Origin of the sequence: Nocardioides epinepheli (genome assembly GCF_037936805.1) — a bacterium.
Taxonomy (GTDB): Bacteria; Actinomycetota; Actinomycetes; order Propionibacteriales; family Nocardioidaceae; genus Nocardioides.
Genome location: NZ_JBBMMC010000014.1, coordinates 46,661 through 59,941 on the forward strand (window position 1 = coordinate 46,661; position 13,281 = coordinate 59,941).

General features: G+C 71.4%; 13 protein-coding genes and 1 tRNA gene. 8 read left to right on the top strand and 6 right to left on the bottom strand.

Annotated elements, in window-relative coordinates; genetic code table 11:
- The first annotated feature begins 22 nt into the window (after positions 1-22).
- From WMR31_RS17520 to WMR31_RS17540, 5 genes are read left to right on the top strand one after another with little or no spacing between them, the layout of a single operon-like run.
- On the top strand, positions 23-1,081 hold the full coding sequence (locus WMR31_RS17520) for an ABC transporter substrate-binding protein (RefSeq protein ID WP_340540171.1): 1,059 nt from the start codon (positions 23-25) through the stop codon (positions 1,079-1,081).
- Positions 1,082-1,124: 43 nt separating this feature from the next.
- Positions 1,125-2,102, top strand: a complete 978-nt coding sequence (locus WMR31_RS17525) for a FecCD family ABC transporter permease (protein WP_340540172.1) — start codon at positions 1,125-1,127, stop codon at positions 2,100-2,102.
- Positions 2,099-3,151, top strand: coding sequence for a FecCD family ABC transporter permease (locus tag WMR31_RS17530; protein ID WP_340540173.1), 1,053 nt, complete (start codon positions 2,099-2,101; stop codon positions 3,149-3,151). Before WMR31_RS17525 ends, WMR31_RS17530 begins: the two co-directional genes overlap by 4 nt.
- A complete protein-coding gene (locus WMR31_RS17535) occupies positions 3,148-4,008 on the top strand; it encodes an ABC transporter ATP-binding protein (RefSeq protein ID WP_340540174.1) in 861 nt (286 codons plus the stop codon). Before WMR31_RS17530 ends, WMR31_RS17535 begins: the two co-directional genes overlap by 4 nt.
- Entirely contained in the window at positions 4,005-5,033 is a 1,029-nt protein-coding gene (locus WMR31_RS17540; protein ID WP_340540175.1) for a siderophore-interacting protein, read from the top strand. Before WMR31_RS17535 ends, WMR31_RS17540 begins: the two co-directional genes overlap by 4 nt.
- Positions 5,034-5,045: 12 nt before the next feature.
- Here WMR31_RS17540 and WMR31_RS17545 read toward each other — a convergent pair.
- Together WMR31_RS17545 and WMR31_RS17550 are read right to left on the bottom strand one after the other, a co-directional pair.
- Positions 5,046-5,121 (bottom strand) — tRNA-Gly (locus WMR31_RS17545).
- Between the two features lie 13 nt (positions 5,122-5,134).
- Entirely contained in the window at positions 5,135-5,914 is a 780-nt protein-coding gene (locus WMR31_RS17550; protein ID WP_340540176.1) for an SGNH/GDSL hydrolase family protein, read from the bottom strand.
- 51 nt (positions 5,915-5,965) lie between these two features.
- On the opposite strand from WMR31_RS17550, the gene WMR31_RS17555 reads away from it, so the two are divergent.
- The 3 genes from WMR31_RS17555 to dcd are packed head-to-tail and all read left to right on the top strand — an operon-like array spanning position 5,966 to position 7,629.
- Positions 5,966-6,592, top strand: a complete 627-nt coding sequence (locus WMR31_RS17555; protein ID WP_340540177.1) for a DJ-1/PfpI family protein — start codon at positions 5,966-5,968, stop codon at positions 6,590-6,592.
- The gene (locus WMR31_RS17560) at positions 6,589-7,044 is read left to right on the top strand and encodes a MarR family winged helix-turn-helix transcriptional regulator (protein WP_340540178.1); all 456 of its coding nucleotides are present in this window, start codon (positions 6,589-6,591) and stop codon (positions 7,042-7,044) included. Before WMR31_RS17555 ends, WMR31_RS17560 begins: the two co-directional genes overlap by 4 nt.
- A 9-nt stretch (positions 7,045-7,053) precedes the next feature.
- A complete protein-coding gene (gene dcd, locus WMR31_RS17565) occupies positions 7,054-7,629 on the top strand; it encodes a dCTP deaminase (RefSeq protein WP_340540179.1) in 576 nt (191 codons plus the stop codon).
- Positions 7,630-7,842: 213 nt separating this feature from the next.
- Here the strand turns inward: dcd and WMR31_RS17570 are convergent, their stop codons facing one another.
- The 4 genes from WMR31_RS17570 to WMR31_RS17585 all read right to left on the bottom strand — a co-directional run bounded on the left by WMR31_RS17570 (position 7,843) and on the right by WMR31_RS17585 (position 13,148).
- A complete protein-coding gene (locus WMR31_RS17570; RefSeq protein ID WP_340540180.1) occupies positions 7,843-8,019 on the bottom strand; it encodes a hypothetical protein in 177 nt (58 codons plus the stop codon).
- Between the two features lie 38 nt (positions 8,020-8,057).
- Positions 8,058-8,882: a DUF4097 family beta strand repeat-containing protein gene (locus WMR31_RS17575; protein WP_340540181.1), complete on the bottom strand. Its 825-nt coding sequence runs from the start codon at positions 8,880-8,882 to the stop codon at positions 8,058-8,060.
- Between the two features lie 123 nt (positions 8,883-9,005).
- Positions 9,006-9,578 (bottom strand): pilus assembly protein HicB, encoded by a 573-nt coding sequence (locus WMR31_RS17580; protein ID WP_340540182.1) that lies wholly within the window; start codon positions 9,576-9,578, stop codon positions 9,006-9,008.
- Between the two features lie 81 nt (positions 9,579-9,659).
- Entirely contained in the window at positions 9,660-13,148 is a 3,489-nt protein-coding gene (locus WMR31_RS17585; protein WP_340540183.1) for a (Fe-S)-binding protein, read from the bottom strand.
- Positions 13,149-13,281: the final 133 nt, after the last annotated feature.

The window sequence follows — 13,281 nt, forward strand, 5'->3', positions numbered from 1 at the left end:
CTGTCTCTCGTAAGGATCGCCCGTGACACACCGCCCGCTCCTGCGCCGGCTCGCCGTGGTGGCTGCTGCCGCCGCCGTCGCACTACCCGCCCTGGCTGCGTGCAGCACGGGCTCCACCTCCGAGAAGCAGGACGCCGCCAAGCCGACCACCGAGGTCGACGCCGACGCCTTCCCGGTGACCGTCGAGTCCAGCCTCGGCGTCGCAGAGATCGCCGAGGAGCCCGAGCGCGTCGTCACGATCGACTACGTCGACGCCGACGCCGTGCTCTCCCTCGGAGTGGTGCCGATCGCGATGCAGAAGGTGGTCTGGGGAGGCACCGAGGCCGGCTCGACCGTCTGGTTCGACGAGGCGCTCGCCGAGATCGACGGCGCCGAGGCGCCCGCGACCCTCGACATGACCGACGGCGTCCCCGTCGACGAGATCATCACCATGGCGCCCGACCTGGTGGTGGGCACCGGCGGCGCGCTGACCCCGGCCGACTTCAAGAAGCTCACCAACGCCGGCATCCCGGTCGTCGGCTACCCAGGCGCGCCCTGGTTCACCTTGTGGCGCGACACCGTGGAGCTGGTCGGTCAGTCGCTGGGACGCAGCACCCGGGCGACTGAGGTCATCGCCGAGACCGAGGGCGCCATCGAGGACGCCCGCACCGAACACCCTCAGCTGGAGGGCGCCAGCGTCGCCTACGCCTACCTCAACCCGGCCGACACCTCCACGATCGGCTTCTACAACGCCGAGGAGAACCGGCCGAAGCTGCTGGCCGAGCTGGGCATCGAGACCCCCGCCATCGTGAGTGAGGTCGTGCCCGAGGACGTCTTCTACCAGACCATCTCCTCCGAGCGAGCCGCCGACATCGACGCCGATGCGCTGCTGACCGACGTGGAGAGCGAGGCGGAGATCGAGACCATCACCGCAGATCCGCTCTACTCCCAGATCCCGGCGATCGCCGGCGGTCATCTCTACGCGGAGGTCGACCACACGATCGCGCTGCCGATGTCGGCGCCGTCGCCGCTGTCGATCCCCTACGCCATGGAGCACTTCGTGCCCAAGGTCGCAGCGGCGATCGACGGTGCCGGCGCCTAGCCCCTCGCCCGCCTCGCTTGCCGGCTCGCCGGCCCCCGCCGGTGTGCGCCGTGCACTGAGCCGGCAGGTCGCGCTGCTGGCCGTGGCTCTACTGCTCGCGGTGATCTGTTCGGTGCTGATCGGCTCGCGACTGGTCTCCCCGGTGGCGATCCTCGACGCCGCCGACCCCGACCACGCCGTCTTCGCCAAGCGGTGGGACCGCACCTGGGCGGGTCTGGTGATCGGCGCGGCGTTCGCGATCGCGGGGGCGCTGATGCAGGGGCTGACCCGCAATCCGCTCGCGGACCCGGGACTGCTCGGCGTGAATGCGGGCGCCGCGTTCGCCATGGTGACCGCGATCTCGTTCCTCGGAGTGAGCAGCCTGGCCGGCTATCTGTGGTTCGGGTTCCTCGGCGCCGCGCTCGCCGCCGTCGTCGTCCACCTGGTCGCCACCATCGGGTACGGCGGGGCGACGCCGGTGAAGCTGACGATCGCCGGTGCCGCGCTGGCCGCCGGGTTGACCAGCTGGACCACCGGCCTGCTGCTCGTCGACCGAGGTGCGGTCGAACAAATCCGGCGGTGGCAGGTGGGCTCGGTGGCCGGCCGCGACCCCGACGTCCTGCTGGCGGCCCTCCCTGCCTTCGCCGTCGGGGCGTTGCTCGCCGTCGTGATGGCGGGCGCCCTCAACTCGTTCGCGCTGGGCGACGACCTGGCTCGCGGCCTGGGCCGGCGGACCGCGCGGGACCGGGTGTTGGTCGGCGTCGCGGTCGTCCTCCTTGCGGGCACCGGTACCGCCGTGGCCGGCCCGATCGCGTTCATCGGCCTGGTCGTCCCGCACGTCGTCCGCCGGATGGTCGGGGCGGACTATCGGCGGGTGGTCGCGTTCAGCGCGGGCTACGGCGCGGTGCTGGTCGTCGTGGCCGACACCCTCGGGCGGGTGCTGCTGCCGCCGACCGAGGTCCCGGTCGGGCTGACGTCGTCGGTGATCGGCGTCGTCGCGATCCTCGTGCTGGTCCGTAGCGGGCGGGTGGCGAAGCTGTGAGCGCCACGAGCCAGCAGGCCTCGCTCGACCAGGATCCGCGCGTCGTCCTCCGTCGGGCGCGACGCGGACCGCGACGCCGGCTGCGCCTCGTGCTCGCGACACTCTCGGTGCTCCTGGTCGCGGCGTTCGCCGCGAACGTGCTGCTGGGCGACTACACCTACACGATCGTCGACTTCTTCCGGATCCTCTTCGGAGCCGACATCCCGGTGGCGTCGTACCTGCTGATGGAGTCCAAACTCCCGCGGGCGCTGCTCGCGATCCTGGTCGGGCTCTGCTTCGGCGCCAGCGGAGCGATCTTCCAGATCACCTTGCGCAATCCGCTGGCCAGCCCGGACCTGCTCGGGGTCACCATGGGGGCGAGCGTCGCCGCGGTGTGGGGGGTGCTGATCCTCGGCCTCAAGGGGTCCTCGGTCTCCGGGCTCGCGATCGTGGGCGCGCTGGCCACCGCCGCGGTGATCCGACTGGCCGGCGGGCGTGCCGGTGGCCAGCGGATCGTCCTGGTCGGTGTGACCCTGACCGGAGCCCTGGCCTCGGTGGTCCACTACCTGATGAGCCGTGCCTCCCTGTACGACGTCCAGGTGGCCTTGCAGTGGCTGGCGGGCAGTCTCCAGGCGGCGGACTGGGGCCGCGTCCGGCTGCTCGCCGCGTGCCTGGTGATCACGATCCCGATCCTGGTCGCCTTGCTGCCGTCGCTGCGAGCCACCCAGCTGGGGGACGAGCTGGCCACCGGCCTCGGCGTCGGGCGGCACGTGCCGGACCTGCTGCTCGCGGTCGCCGTGGTGCTGATCGCGGTCGCGGTCGGAGTCGCCGGTCCCATCGCGTTCCTGGCGTTCATGTCCGGGCCGATCGCACGCGCACTGAATGCCGGGCGACACACGATCCTCGGCGCCGCACTGGTCGGAGCGGTGCTGATGCTGCTCGCCGACTACATCGGCCAGTACCTGATCGGAGACGTCAACGTCCCGGTCGGGCTCATCACCGGCGCCACCGGCGCCCCGTTCCTATTGTGGCTGCTCTCGCGCGGGGCGGTCGGAAAGGGCACCGCATGACGCGGACCTCACCATCCTCGCGCCTCGTCGCTGCCGAGGTCAGCCTGGGCTACGACGACCGCACGGTGATCGAGTCTCTCGACCTGGCCGTCCCCGACGGGCGGGTCACCGTGCTGGTCGGCGCCAACGCCTGTGGCAAGTCGACGCTGCTTCGGGGGATGGCCCGGCTGCTGCGTCCCCGGGGCGGCGCGATCCTGCTCGACGGCGACGAGATCCATCGACGACCGACCAAGGAGGTGGCCCGAACCCTCGGCCTGCTGCCGCAGCAGCCGGTCACACCGGAAGGGGTCACCGTGGCCGACCTGGTGAGTCGCGGCCGCCAGCCGCACCAGGGCGTGTTCGGGCGGTTCACCGCCGCCGACGAGCAGGCCGTGGCCGAGGCGCTCGCGGTCACCGACACCCTGGACCTGGCCCACCGCCCGGTCGACCACCTCTCCGGCGGGCAGCGCCAGCGGGTCTGGCTGGCGATGGCGCTGGCCCAGGGCACCGATCTGCTGCTGCTCGACGAGCCGACGACGTACCTGGATCTGGCCCACCAGGTCGAGATGCTCGACCTGCTGGCCGACCTCAACGAGGCCTCGGGCACCACGATCGTGATGGTGCTGCACGAACTGAACCTCGCGGCGCGCTACGCGGACCATCTGGTCGCGATGAAGGACGGCTGCATCGTGGCGACCGGCACCCCGGAGGAGGTCGTGACCAGCGAGATCGTCGAAGCGGTCTTCGGCCTGGACAGCCGGATCATCGCCGATCCGGTGACCGGAAGCCCGTTGGTCGTCCCCATCGGCCGGCGCGCGGCTCGTGGTGCCTCCACGACCTCGACCACTCCCACCGACAGTCTGGAAGAGACCCGATGAGCACCGATAGCCACACCGTCAACGACTACGTGGACAGCCTGCCGCTGCTGCTGACCGAGCTCGAGGTCGCTCACGTGGAGAGGCTGAGCCCGGCCTTCGTGCGAGTCGAGCTCGCCGGCGAGGCGCTGGCCGAGCTCGGCGTCGACGGGCCGTTGCTGGACCAGCGGTTCAAGATCATCTTCCCCAACGCGGCCGGGCGGTTGCCGTCGTTCGCGAACGCGACCGAGGACTGGTGGAGCACGTGGATGGCGATCCCGGAGGAGGAGCGGGGGGCGATGCGTACCTACACGATCGGCGACGTCACCGGCTCCGGCGCGTCCACCCGGCTCGTGGTCGACATCGTCGTGCATGAGGACGACACGGACGACACGGACGCCGCGGACGGCGGCGCGGGCGGCGCGATGGCCGGGGTGGGCAACCGGTGGGCGCTGGCGGCCGAGCCCGGTCAGCGGCTCGTCGTGATCGCGCCGCGCCGCGGGCACGAGTTCGGCGGCATCGAGTGGGCGCCCGGCGCCGCGAGCCGGCTGCTGCTCGTCGGTGACGAGACCGCCGTGCCGGCGGTACGGGGCGTGCTGCGCGGGCTCCCCGACGACGCCATCGGGGCGGTGTACCTGGAGGTCCCGGACGCCGCCGATGTGCTCGACGACGTGGCCGCCCCGCCCGGTGTTGAGGTGACCTGGCTACCCCGCAATGGTCGCGGCCGCGGGGTGGATCTGCATGCGGCGGTCCTGGCGCACCTCGCCGGTGGGGGCTCGACCGCGGGCGGGCCCGCGGAGATCGCCGAGGACGAGATCGATCCCGACCTGTGGGAGACGCCGGTCTACTCGTCCTCGGGCGAGGAGGTGGCCTCGGCGGCGGCCGCGCCGGTCGGCGTCGGCGCCCATGCCGGCCTGTACGCCTGGATCGCCGGTGAGTCGAAGGTCGTCACCGGTCTCCGCCGTGCCCTGGTCAGGGATCTCGGCCTGGACCGGAGCCAGGTCGCGTTCATGGGCTACTGGCGCGAGGGCGTGGCCATGCGCTCATGAGCGAGGAGAAAGTGGAGCGGATGACGAGACTCGAACTCGCGACATCGACCTTGGGAAGGTCGCGCTCTACCAACTGAGCTACATCCGCAGTGCGGATGACTTTATCCCACCGTGGATCGCACCCTTGCCAGGGTCGGCCGGCGAGGGCTGAGTCCGTCGCCGGAGGAGCGGCCGGTGAGCCGTCGGTGGACCCACGGTGCGGCAGAGGTGCGCACCCAGGTGGCGTTCTCGCGCAGGGCCTGACGGCGCCCGGCGAGGGCGCGGACGACGGGCGGGCTGGGCTCGAGGTCGTGGTCGACGCCGAGGGTGTCGAGCACGGCGATCGCCATGCGCTGGTGACCGGCGGGTCCCATGTGCAGCCGGTCGTCGTCCCACAGTCCCCAGTCCCGATACTCGCGCATCCGCCAGAAGTCGACGATGGTCGCGCCGTGACGGTCGGCGCTCTCCCGGACCAGCTCGTTGTAGAGCGCGAACCGGCCGCGCAGGAGCCGGAAGGTCGCCGAGCCGCCGGGGTCGAACGCAGTCCAGACCAGGAGGCGGGCGCCGGTGGCGGCGAGCCGGCCGAGCGCGGCGTCGTACTCGGCGACCAGGGCGTCGAGGTCGACCTGCGGGCGGAGGATGTCGTTGGCACCGGCGTAGATGGTCACCAGATCGGGAGCCAGGGCGATCGCCGGCTCGATCTGCTCGGCGAGGATCTGGCGCAGCTTGCGCCCGCGGATCGCGAGGTTGGCGTAGCCGAGGTCGGGCTCCGCCCGCGCCAGCTCGTCGGCGACCCGGTCGGCCCAGCCGCGGACGCCGTGGGGCCGACTGGCGTCGGGGTCGCCGACGCCCTCGGTGAAGGAGTCGCCGAGGGCGACGTAGCGCAGGTACCGGTCGGGCATGCCCACATTCTCCGCTTGACAGGATGCTGTCAAGAATGACAGTCTGCTGTCATGACCCAGAGTCCTCCTGCCCGCACCGTTCATGTCGCCGTCTTCGACACCCTCGCCGACTGGGAGATCGGCTACCTCGCCGCACACCTGCGCAACGGGCACTTCCAGAACCGGTCCGCTACGTGGGAGATCGCCTACGTGGGCGCGACCGATCAACCGGTCACCACCATGGGCGGGCTCCGCGTCGTGCCCGACCTCACCCTCGCCGACCTGGATCCCGCCGAGAGCGCGATGTTGGTGCTGCCGGGCGGGGAGACATGGGACTCGCCCGCCCTCGCCGGATTCGTCGAGGCGGCACGGCGCTTCCTCGACTCCGGGACGCCGGTGGCGGCGATCTGCGGCGCCACGTACGCGCTCGCGGTCGCGGGACTTCTCGACGAGCGCACGCACACGAGCAACGACGCCTCGTTCCTGGCCTCGAGCGGGTATGCCGGCGCGGACCGGTACGCCGGCGTCCCGGCCGTCGTCGACGGGGACCTCGTCACCGCGAGCGGGATCGCGCCCGTGGCGTTCGCGCGGGCGGTCTTCGAGCGCCTCGGCTCGCACGACCCCGGCGTCCTCGACTCGTGGACCAAGCTGTACGCCGACGGCGACCCGGCCGGCTACTTCGAGCTGATGTCGGCGTGAACCCGGAGCAGGACCTGCTGAGCACTGCCGCGCTGACGTCGTTCCGGCTCAACGGCCAGTTCCTCGCCCTGGCCGAGGAGCTCGCCCGGCCGGTCGGCCTGACGGCCGCGTGGTGGCAGGTGCTCGGCGCGGTGCTGCGCGAGTCGCGCTCGGTGTCGGCGATCGCCCGGGAGATGGGGCTGACCCGCCAGAGCGTGCAGCGCATCGCCGACGTCCTGGTCGATCGCGGGCTGGCGGAGTATCGCGACAACCCGGCCCACGCTCGCGCGAAGCTGGTGCAGGTCACTCCGGCCGGGCTGGATGCTGTTCGCCGGATCGATCCGGCCCATCGCGTGGCGGCCGAGCGGCTGGTCGCGGACCTGGGTCGCGACCGGGCGAGCGAGATCGTCGAGGCGCTCACCGATCTCGCCGAGGCGATGGACCGAGTCGGAGACACCGCACCCGCTCGATAGGCTGCCGACGTGCTGCTGTCAGACCGCGACATCCTCGCCGAGATCGATGCCGGGCGGATCGGGCTCGACCCCTGGGATCCCGGGATGGTGCAGCCCTCGTCGATCGACGTGCGCCTGGACCGCTACTTCCGGGTCTTCGAGAACCACCGCTACCCCCACATCGACCCGGCTGCCGACCAGTCCGACCTGACCCGCATGGTCGAGCCCGACGGCGACGAGCCGTTCATCCTGCACCCCGGCGAGTTCGTGCTCGGCTCGACCTACGAGGTCGTCTCGCTGCCCGACGACCTCGCCGCGCGGGTGGAGGGGAAGTCGTCCCTGGGGCGGCTCGGTCTGCTCACCCACGCAACGGCCGGCTTCGTCGACCCGGGCTTCTCCGGGCACGTCACGCTCGAGCTGGCCAACGTCGCCACGCTGCCGATCAAGCTGTACCCCGGGATGAAGATCGGCCAGTTCTGCTTCTTCCGGCTCACCTCGCCCTCCGAGCACCCCTACGGCTCGCAGCGCTACGGCTCGCGCTACCAGGGCCAGCGCGGGCCGACGCCGTCACGCTCCTTCCAGAACTTCCACCGCACGCCGATCTGAGCCGACCGAACCTTGCACTCGCCTTGGGAACCTGAGGCGAGAAGGTTGCCGGGGTTTCGTCGGCGCTCGCTGGCGCTCGCTTGCTCAACCTCCGGCCGCGACCAGCCCTCCCAACCGACCTCGGGAGAGTTGGCAGGGAGGGTTGCCGGGGTTTCGTCGGCTCAACCTCCGGCTGGCTGGCGGAGGCTTGCTCAACCTCCGGCGACGTGGCGGTCAGGAGTCGATGCGGTCGGCGAGGGCGCGCATCCGGCCGGCCATGCGGTGCCGCCGGCTCTGGCGGCGGGCGGTGAGCAGGTCGGCGCGGGCGCGGTCCTGGTCGTCGAGCGGGGTGGCCTGGGAGTGGTGGTTGCGGCGCAGCTCGTAGTCGAGCAGCTGGGAGGTGTCGTTCATGGTGGGGCTCCTGGAGGTACGTGGGACTCGATGAGGGGTCAGACCTGGGTGAGGAGGATGTCGCCGCTGACGGTCTTGGCGCGCAGCTCGACGTAGTCGGCGCCCTCCTCGGGCTCGCCGGCGCCTTCGAGGGTGGAGTGGATGCGACCGGAGACCGTGGAGACGTCGGTCCACACCGGGATGCCGGCCGGGACGCCGACCCGGACGTCGCCCGAGGCGCCCTTGACCTGCACCCGTCCAGCGGCGATCGCCTTGATCTCCAGGTCGCCCGAGCCGGTGGTGAGGCCGACGTCGGTCAGTGCACGACCGATGCTCAGGTCGCCGGAGCCGGTCTTCACCGCGGTGGGGCCGTCGGCCTCGCGGATCTGGACGTCGCCCGAGCCGGTGGAGATCACGACGTCCTGCGCGGCGTGGCCGAGCCGGATGTCGCCGGAGCCGCTCTTGATCCGCAGCCGCTCGTCGGCGCGGTCGATGGTGACGTCGCCGGAGCCGCTCTCGATGAGGGACTCCCCGGCGATCTCATCGAGAACGAGATCGCCGGAGCCGGTGCGGACGTCGCAGGCGCCGATCGTGCCGGTGCTGCGCAGGTCGGCGCTGCCGAGCTTGGTGGCGACGTTGCTGTGGCTGGGGAGGGTGACGGTGACGTCGAGCCGCCGGTCGCCGCCGAAGAGTCCCCCGCGCTGACGCGGGGCGATGATCCGGAGCTGGTCGCCGTCGAGCTCGACGAGGACGTCGTCGGCGTCGGGACCCACGATCGCGACCCTGGTCTCGGTGGTGTCCTCGGCATGGAGGTCGACGCCTCCCTTGCCGATCTCGACGTAGAGGTTGATCGGCTGGTGGGTCTCGAACTGGTACTCGGTCATGAGGGTGCTCCTTGAGGTCTGGTTGAGGGTGTGCTCGTCCGCGGGGCCGGCCATGTGCCGGACCCGGTCGATCGGTATCGCTGCGTGAGGTGAGGTGAGGTGAGGTGAGGTGCGTGCGGGTTCCTAGACCCAGCCGGTCATCCGGCGGTTGCCACGCTTGCCGCGATCGCCGAAGCCCTCGCGGAAGATGCTGGACAAGTCGACGTCGACGTGGACCGCTCCGGGGCCGCGGTCGTTCCCGCCTCGGGTGGCGGCCCGGATGACGGTGACCAGCCAGGTGTTGAGCGACTGGCCGGCGGCAGCCGCGGCGTCCTCGGCCTTGCCCTTGACCGATTCGGGGAGCCGCAAGGTGATCCGGGCCATGCCACCCTCCTCGGCCTCCTCGCCGGGAGGTGCCGGCGGAGTCGGCGGGGACGGGGGCGTCGGCGGCAGGGGAGCACTCGGGGGTGCGGGGGCGGCCGAGTCGACGACGAAGGCGAGGTCGCGGCCCTCGAGCCGGACGTCGACGCCGCCGTCGGGCATCTCGGCAGTGATCTCGGCGCAGGCCTGGCTGATCGCCTCCATGAGGGCCAGTCGGGCGGCGGGATCGAGCGCGAAGCCCAGCCGCTCGGCCGCGCCGCGCAGCTCGTCGCCGGCTCCGTCAGCGGCTGCGAGGAGGTCGCGGCGGAGGTGGTCGACGTACGGGGTGATGTCCATGTGCATCACGATGACATCAATGTGATGTCAAGTCAAGGATTTTGTGACATCACGTGATGTCACGACTGATGTCGGGTGACGTCAGAGGTCGAACAGGGACCCCTCGCCGATCTCGACGTCGGTGCGCGGCTGGTGGGCAGCCTTGCCGCTCGGCGACGAGGGCGCCTCGGCGGCCGGCTCCGGCTCCGCTTCCTCGGTCTCCGTTGCCGTGACGGTCTCGGTCTCGACGTGGGGCTCGGGCGCGGCAGCGGTCTCGGCTGTGGTGCCGACGGGTTCGTCGGCCTTCGGGGCGCTCGGCTCGGGCGCCGCGATGTCGAACAGCGAGCCGCCCTCGGGGATGGCGGTGGCCGGGACGGGGGCCGCGCCAGTGGACGTTCCAGTGGCCTCCCCAGGCGTCCGAGCCGTGGTGTCCGTCGCGGGCTTGGACGGGGCCTGCGGGGGTGTCTCGGCATCGGGGGTGGTGGGCTCGGGGGAGGCAGGTGTCGAAGTGTCCGGTTGGGGGGCGGCCGGGGCGGACGCCGCCTGCGCAGGCTCCGGTGCGGCGATGTCGAAGAGCGAGCCGCCCTCGGGGATCTCGGTGGTCGGCGCGGGCGCGGCTGCGGGCTTGGCTGCGGGCGTGGGTGTCGCGGCGGCGGGGGCCTCGGGTTGTGCGGCGGGCTCCGGGGCCGGGGTGCTGGGCGCGGCCGGGGTCGGTTCAGGCGCGGCCAGATCGAAGAGCGAGCCGCCCTCGGGGATCTCGGCGGTCGGGGCGGGCGCGGCTGCGGGCTTGGCTGCGGGCGTGGGTGATGCGGCGGCGGGGGCCTCGGGCTCCGGGGCCGGGGTGCTGGGCGCGGCCGGGGTCGGTTCAGGCGCGGCCAGATCGAAGAGCGATCCGCCCTCGGGGATCTCGGCGGCCGGGGCCGGAGCGGACGAGGCAGGAGCAGCAGGAGCGCTCGTCGTCTGGGGCGCAGGCGCAGGTGCGGCCTCGGGCTCGGCGAGGTCGAAGAGCGAGCCGCCGCCGGACAGATCGACGTCGGACTTCTCCGGTGTCGCTGCCTTCTCGGGCCCGTCGGTGGGCTCGTCGGCGGCGACGTCGAACAGCGACCCTCCTGACGCGGCAGGCTCGGCCTGCTTCGCCGGAGCCTCGGGCTCACCGGCGTCGAAGAGCGAGCCGCCGGAGCCTGCGGGAGAGTCGCCGGCCGGCTTCGCCGGGGCGGCCGGCTCGTCGAACATGGAGCCGCCGTCGTCGAAGAGCGATCCGCCCGAGCCCGGCGCAGGCGCGGGAGCGGCCGGAGCCTCTTCGACGACCTCGGTCTCCTCCACGACGGTGGCGGTAGCGGTCGGGGCGGCGGCGGGAGCGGCGTCGGGGGCAGCGTCGGGAGCGGCCTTGGCTGGGGCAGCCGCGCCGGCGCCCGGCGCGAGCTTGGTGGCCTGCTGGCCCTTCACCGAGGCCAGCAGCATCTGCGCGACGTCGAGGACCTCGACCTCCTCGCGCGCCTCGCCCTTGGCCTGCTCGGCGGTGAGACCGTCGGAGAGCATCACGCGGCAGAACGGGCAGCCGACGGCGATCTGGTCGGCGCCGGTGGCGACGGCCTCCTTGGTGCGGTCGATGTTGATCCGCTCGCCGATGTTCTCCTCCATCCACATCCGGGCGCCGCCGGCGCCACAGCAGAAGGAGCGCTTGCCGTGGCGCGGCATCTCGACGAAGTCGGCACCCGGCAGGACCTCGAGGAGCTCACGGGGCGGGGTGTAGATGTTGTTGTGGCGTCCGATGTAGCACGGGTCGTGGTAGGTGATCTTGCGCTCGTGCGAACCGGCGCCGTCGCGCACCGGGGTGAGCTTGCCCTCGCGGACCAGCCGGTTGAGGAGCTGGGTGTGGTGCACGACCTCGAGCTCGACCCCGAAGTGCTTGTACTCGTTCTTCAACGTGTTGAAGCAGTGGGCGCAGGTGGAGACCACCTTCTTGACCCGGTACTCCTGGAACGTCTCGACGTTCTGGGCCACCAGGCCCTGGAAGACGAACTCGTTCCCGGCCCGGCGGGCAGGGTCACCGGTGCAGGTCTCGCCGTTGCCGAGGACGCCGAACGAGACGCCGGCCAGGTCGAGCAGCTCGGCCACGGCACGCGTGGTCTTCTTGGCGCGGTCCTCGTAGGCGCCGGCGCAGCCGACCCAGAACAGCCAGTCGACCTCGTCGAGCGACTCGATGCTGTCTCCGACCACCGGGACCTCGAAGTCCAGGCCCTTGGCCCAGTCCATGCGAGCGGTGCCGGACATGTTCCACGGGTTGCCCTTGTTCTCCAGGCCCTTGAACAGCCCGTTGAGCTCGGCGGGGAAGTTCGACTCCACCAGCACCTGATAGCGGCGCATGTCGACGACGTGGTCGACGTGCTCGATGTCGACCGGGCACTGCTGGACGCACGCCCCGCAGGTGGTGCAGGCCCAGAGGGCGTCGGCGTCGATGACGAAGTCGCCGCCCTCGGGGTTGTAGAACCACTCGCCCTCCTCGGCCTTGCCGATCAGGGTGCGGGCCTCGGCGGACTCCTCGCCGGCGGCCTTCTCGTAGGCGTTGTTGCGCAGCGCCGTCATGAGGAGCTTGGGGGACAGCGGCTTCTCGGTGTTCCACGCCGGGCACTGCGACTGGCAGCGGCCGCACTCGGTGCAGGTGGTGAAGTCGAGGATGCCCTTCCAGGCGAAGTCGTCGACGGCGCCGACGCCGAGCGGGGTGTCCTCGTCGAGCTCGTCGATGTCGTCGAGGGTGATCGCGACGCCCTCGTAGGTCAGCGGCTTGACCGCGCCGAGCGCGGTGCGGCCTGAGGCGTCGCGCTTGAACCAGATGTTCGGCCAGGCCGTGAAGCGGTGCCAGGCGACGCCCATGGTGAGGTTGCGGGCGATGACCAGCAGCCAGACCATCGCCAGGACGATCTTGAACAGCGCGATGAGGATGATGATGTTCTCGAGCGAGTCCCTCGACCCGGCGCCGGAGGGGTAGAGCAGGTCCCCGACGTAGGAGCTGATCGGGAAGTGGCCCCGGGTGAACTGGTCGGCGTGCTCGGTGGTCTGTCCGAGGTTGTACTCCGCTCCCCGGATGAACAGGATCGCAGAGCCCTCGAGCAGGGCCATCGCCTCGACGAAGTAGGCCTGACCCATGTTCGAGCCGAAGAACCGGCTGCGCCGCCCGAGCTTGCTGGGCTTGTACATCTGGCGGTAGACGATCAGGAAGACGATGCCGACCGTGCTGAGCAGGCCGATCGCCTCGCACACCCACTCGAACAGGTAGAAGTGGCCGATGAGCGGCAGCGCGAACTCGGGGTCGAAGAGCTGGAAGTAGCCGGTGAGCACGGCCGAGCTGAGGATCAGGAAGCCGGCGTAGACGAACCAGTGCATCATCCCGACCCAGTGCCACTGGAGCATCCGGGTGTGTAGGAAGGTCTCCTTGAGCATGGTGACCGTGCGCCGGGCCGGCTCCTGGTGCCGGTTCATCGAGCGCTGGCCCTGCTTGATCACCCCCACCATCTTGCGGACGGCGACGACCACCGCCACGACGGTGACGAGCGTGAGTGCCAGGGCGATGACGATGGCGACGATCTGCATGCGACGTACTCCAGGTGCTCGGGTGCTCCGGTGCGCCCCGAAGCCCTTGCGAGCCTAGGGGGCGCGCGCCGGTTCGTCGCGAGGTGTTCGGGGTGAGATCAATCCTACTGGCGCGTAACTTGTGCGGAACTAG